Annotated in this window: 6 protein-coding genes; 5 read left to right on the top strand and 1 reads right to left on the bottom strand. The window is 65.1% G+C overall.

The window, feature by feature from the left end; all coding sequences use genetic code 11:
* Nucleotides 1–382: 382 nt before the first annotated feature.
* Both F0Q45_RS24290 and F0Q45_RS24285 read left to right on the top strand, forming a co-directional pair.
* Complete coding sequence (locus F0Q45_RS24290) at nucleotides 383–868, top strand: GreA/GreB family elongation factor (RefSeq protein WP_149656321.1); 486 nt, start codon at nucleotides 383–385, stop codon at nucleotides 866–868.
* Nucleotides 869–1004: 136 nt separating this feature from the next.
* The gene (locus tag F0Q45_RS24285) at nucleotides 1005–1370 is read left to right on the top strand and encodes a GtrA family protein (protein WP_149656322.1); all 366 of its coding nucleotides are present in this window, start codon (nucleotides 1005–1007) and stop codon (nucleotides 1368–1370) included.
* A 75-nt stretch (nucleotides 1371–1445) separates the two neighbouring features.
* Here F0Q45_RS24285 and F0Q45_RS28095 read toward each other — a convergent pair whose 3' ends face one another.
* On the bottom strand, nucleotides 1446–1664 hold the full coding sequence (locus F0Q45_RS28095) for a hypothetical protein (RefSeq protein WP_188113136.1): 219 nt from the start codon (nucleotides 1662–1664) through the stop codon (nucleotides 1446–1448).
* On the opposite strand from F0Q45_RS28095, the gene F0Q45_RS24280 reads away from it, so the two are divergent.
* The 3 genes from F0Q45_RS24280 to F0Q45_RS24270 form a co-directional block, all read left to right on the top strand.
* A complete protein-coding gene (locus F0Q45_RS24280) occupies nucleotides 1567–2961 on the top strand; it encodes an FAD-binding oxidoreductase (RefSeq protein ID WP_149656320.1) in 1395 nt (464 codons plus the stop codon). The genes F0Q45_RS28095 and F0Q45_RS24280 overlap by 98 nt on opposite strands.
* 10 nt (nucleotides 2962–2971) lie before the next feature.
* Entirely contained in the window at nucleotides 2972–3736 is a 765-nt protein-coding gene (locus F0Q45_RS24275) for a decaprenylphospho-beta-D-erythro-pentofuranosid-2-ulose 2-reductase (protein ID WP_149656319.1), read from the top strand.
* A 2-nt stretch (nucleotides 3737–3738) separates the two neighbouring features.
* Nucleotides 3739–4877: arabinofuranosyltransferase (locus F0Q45_RS24270; RefSeq protein ID WP_188113134.1), on the top strand; the 1139-nt coding region annotated here is incomplete at its 3' end.

The following is a 4877-nucleotide window of genomic DNA, read 5'->3' as shown; positions in this document are numbered from 1 at the left end:
GGTGGTGGCGGCGCCGGTGGAACCGCAGGCAGCGGCGGCAGCGGCGGCAGCGCCGGATCCGGCAGCGCGCTGATCGGTGCCGCGGGTGCGGGTGGGACCGTCGGCGGTGTTGGCACCCCAGGCGCCGCTGGAACTGGCGGCACACCCGGGTAGGACGCGCGTTCAGCGCTGCCCGCCCACCGGGGGGCAAGATGCGTTGCATGACAACGTGATTGGTCAGGCGGAGATGACGAGCGCCCCTGCCGAACGGCATCCGCGGACATAACGCGTGACAAATATCAGTGACGGCTGGCTCCTGGTGGTGTAACACTGAAGCGCCACGTATCCGATGAAGAATCGGCAAACGGCAACAACGGGCAACCCGGGCGAAAGGTCAGCGGACGTGAGCAAGGAAGTCCAATCAACAGGGCTGGCGGAAGCGGCGCGTGATCACCTCGTCGCCGAACTGGCCAGGCTGCGGCAGCGACGCGATCGCCTGGAGATCGAGGTCAAGAATGACCGCGGGATGATTGGCGATCACGGCGACGCGGCCGAGGCGATCCAGCGCGCCAACGAGTTGGCGGTGCTGGGCGATCGAATCAGTGAACTCGACCGGCGGCTGAAGGCCGGCCCGGTCCGCGACACCGGGTCGGAAACGTTGCCCGGCGGTACCGAGGTGATCTTGCGGTTCGCCGACGGTGAGGTGGTGACCATGCACGTGATCTCCATCATCGAAGAAAACCCGGTGGGCCACGAAGCCGAAACTCTGACCGCGCACAGCCCCCTGGGGCAAGCCCTGGCGGGCTGTAAACCCGGCGACACGGTCACCTACTCCACGCCGCGGGGGCCGAGTCAGGTCGAGCTCATCGCGTTGAAGTTACCCAGCTAGCACACTCCCGCCCGGGTGCAGACGGCCCGCGGCGGATGCCGGCCCCGTTAGACTTCCCCCGATGATCCCGCCCGAGCCAGATACCGCGCTGCCGCGCCCGCACCATCGGCAACACCTGCATCTAACGACTCAGATGATGCGTTTCATCGTGACCGGCGTTCTCGCGGCGATCGTCGACTTCAGCCTGTATGTGGCGCTCTACCAGGGGCTGGGTTTACAAGTTGACCTGTCCAAATTCATCAGCGTCGTGGTCGGCACTATCACCGCCTACCTGATCAACCGTCGGTGGACCTTTCAGGCATCACCTAGTAAGGCCCGGTTTGCCGCGGTCATGGCTCTCTACGCGGTTACCTTCGCCGTCCAAGTCGGCCTCAACCACCTCGTTCTTGCCCTTCTGCACTATCGAGGGTGGGCCATCCCGGTCGCATTCGTAATCGCGCAGGGCGTCGCCACAGTGATCAACTTCATCGTGCAGCGCGCCGTGATCTTCCGGCTCCGCTGAGCCCGCCGCCGGCATCACGCTTTTCGAGTGTGCGCCTGCGGCTTTGACCGTGCGCGCAGGGCGGCCGACGCGCGCTCAGACTCGCCAAGACCGCACAATCGAAGCCACCACCGTGCGCTCGACCTGACCGTCCAGCTCCTCAACGGGACACCAGCGTCCCGCATCGTCGCCGAAGTAGGCGGTACCCTCTTTGACGATGTTCAGCACTCCCGAGCCCAGCACTGTTGCCACCACGCCGACCCGACTAACCGGGTGGGGCCGCACCGCGCCGTCGGTGGCAGACGTACTGCGCACCCCAGACCCGGAGGTGATCGCAAAGGCGGTGGCGCGGGCCGCCGACTCGGGTACCAGGGGCGTGATCGCTCGCGGTCTGGGCCGGTCTTACGGCGACAATGCGCAAAACGGCGGCGGACTGGTGGTCGACATGTCCGCGCTGAACCATATCCACTCGATCAGTGCCGACACCAAGCTGGCCGATGTCGACGGCGGTGTCAACCTAGATCAGCTGATGAAAGCCGCATTGCCGTTCGGGCTGTGGGTACCAGTACTGCCTGGCACCCGGCAAGTCACGGTCGGCGGCGCGATCGCCTGCGACATCCACGGTAAGAACCACCACAGCGCGGGCAGCTTCGGCAACCATGTGCGGTCGATGGACCTGCTGACCGCCGACGGCCAGACTCGCCGCCTTACCCCGGCCGGGGAGGACGCTGAACTGTTCTGGGCCACCGTCGGCGGCAACGGCCTGACCGGGATCATCGTGCGTGCGACCATCGAAATGACTCCGACCGAAACGGCGTACTTCATTGCCGATGGTGATGTCACCGCCAACCTGGACGAAACCATCGCCCTGCACAGCGACGGCAGCGAAGCCCACTACGCCTACTCGTCCGCTTGGTTTGACGCGATCAGCGCACCTCCGAAACTCGGTCGCGCGGCCATCTCTCGCGGCTCGCTGGCCAGGCTCGACCAGCTGCCCAAGAAGCTGCAGCGCAACCCGCTGAAATTCGATGCGCCGCAACTACTTACGTTTCCCGACATCTTCCCCAACGGCCTGGCCAACAAGTTCACCTTCGGGCCGATCGGCGAGCTCTGGTATCGCAAGTCCGGCACCTACCGCGGTAAGGTCCAAAACCTGACCCAGTTCTACCACCCGCTGGACATGTTCGGTGAGTGGAACCGCGCCTACGGACCGGCGGGCTTTCTGCAGTACCAGTTCGTGATTCCCACCGAGGCCGTCGAGGACTTCAAGAAGATCATTCACGACATTCAGGCCAGCGGCCATTACTCGTTTCTCAACGTGTTCAAGTTGTTCGGCCCCGGCAACCAAGCACCGCTAAGTTTCCCCATCCCCGGCTGGAACATCTGCGTCGACTTCCCGATTAACGCCGGGTTGGGCGGGTTCGTCAGCGAACTGGATCGCCGCGTACTGGAATTCGGCGGCCGGCTCTACACCGCCAAGGATTCTCGCACCACCGCCGAAACCTTTCATGCCATGTATCCGCGCATCGACGAATGGATTGCTGTGCGTCGCAAGGTCGACCCGCTGCGGGTGTTCGCCTCAGATATGGCCCGACGTTTGGAGCTGCTCTAAATGGTGCGCAATGGTTCTTGATGCCGTGGGGAACCCCCAATCCATCCTGCTACTGGGCGGCACTTCCGAAATCGGCCTGGCCATCTGCGCGCGCTATCTGCGCAACGCCCCAGCGCGCATTATGTTGGCCTGCCTGCCCGACGATCCGGGCCGCGATGACGCGGTCACCGCGATGAAGGCCGCCGGAGCGCGGTCGGTGGAGCTGATCAACTTCGACGCGGTAGCCACCGAAAGCCACCCGAAAGTGATTGAGCAGGCCTTCGCGGGCGGCGATATCGACGTCGCCATAGTCGCGTTCGGTTTGCTCGGCGATGCCGAAGAACTATGGCAGAACCAGCGCAAGGCCGTGCAGATCGCTGAGATTAACTACACCGCAGCAGTTTCGGTGGGCGTGCTGCTGGGCGAGAAGTTACGCGCGCAGGGCTTCGGTCAGATCATCGCGATGAGCACGGTGGCCGGTGAACGGGTGCGACGGTCCAACTTCGTCTACGGCTCCACCAAGGCGGGTCTAGACGGGTTCTATCTCGGATTGTCAGAAGCTTTGCGCGAGTATGGGGTTCGGGTACTGGTAATTCGGCCGGGCCAAGTACGTACGCGAATGAGTGCGCATATCAAGGAAGCCCCGCTGACGGTCGATAAGGAGTACGTTGCCAACCTCGCGGTGACCGCCGCCGCAAAAGGTAAGGAATTGGTTTGGGCGCCAGCAGCATTCCGCTACGTGATGATGGTGTTACGACACATCCCGCGGAGCATCTTCCGCAAGCTGCCCATCTGAGCATGCGCAACGCGCTGGCCACCCTGGGCCAGATGGCCGCGGCGGCACTAGTCGCCGTCATGGTGACGGTGGTAGCGCTGAACGCTATTTCGCGGGTGGAATGGCCGGCCTTCCCGAGCTCCAACCAACTGCATGCACTGACCACCGTCGGCCAGGTCGGCTGTCTGGCCGGGCTCCTTGGCGTTGGCTGGATGTACCGGTCAGGGCGGTTTCGCCGGCTGGCCCAGCTGGGCGGGCTGGTGTTCGTGTCCGCCTTCACCGTCGTCACGCTGGGCATGCCCCTGGGCGCCACCAAGCTGTACCTGTTCGGTATTTCCGTCGACCAGCAATTCCGCACCGAATACCTGACCCGGCTCACCGACAGCCCCGCCCTGCAGGACATGACCTACCGCGGACTACCGCCGTTCTACCCGCCCGGCTGGTTCTGGATCGGCGGTCGCGCCGCCGCGCTGACCGGCACACCCGCGTGGGAGATGTTCAAACCGTGGGCGATCACCTCAATCACCATCGCGGTAGCGGTCGCGTTGGTGCTCTGGTGGCAGCTAACCCGCTTCGAGTACGCGGTACTGGTCACCGTCGCAACGACGGCGGTGACGCTGGCCTACAGCTCACCGGAGCCGTACGCCGCGATGATCACCGTGCTGCTGCCGCCCGTGCTGGTGTTGACCTGGTCTGGTCTGCGCGCCGCCGGGCGCGAGCGTGAAGCTGCGCTCACGCTCGCGCCCGAAGGTGAAGCCAGCTTCACCGTCGCGCCAAAGCGGGCCGGCTGGGCCGCGGTAGTCGGAGCCGGCGTCTTCCTCGGCTTCGCCGCCACCTGGTACACACTGCTGGTCGCCTACAGCGCGTTCACGGTCACGCTGATGGCGGGCCTGCTGGCCGGGTCACGGTGGCGGCAATGCGGGCTTAAAGCGGCGGTGGACCCGCTGCGCCGGCTGGCCGTCATCGCCGTCATCGCGGCCGCCATCGGATCCACTACCTGGCTGCCCTACCTGCTGCGGGCGGCCCGGGCCCCAGTCTCCAACACCGGCAGCGCCCAGCACTACCTGCCGGCTGACGGCGCCGAGCTGAGCTTCCCGATGTTGCAGTTCTCGCTGCTGGGCGCGCTGTGCATGGCCGGCACCCTGTGGCTGGTGGTGCGGGC

The sequence above is a fragment of the Mycobacterium simiae genome, from assembly GCF_008370645.1.
GTDB classification, from domain to species: Bacteria; Actinomycetota; Actinomycetes; order Mycobacteriales; family Mycobacteriaceae; genus Mycobacterium; species Mycobacterium simiae_A.
The sequence above is the reverse complement of the archived record's forward strand: the minus strand, read 5'-3'. Positions and strand labels throughout refer to the sequence as shown.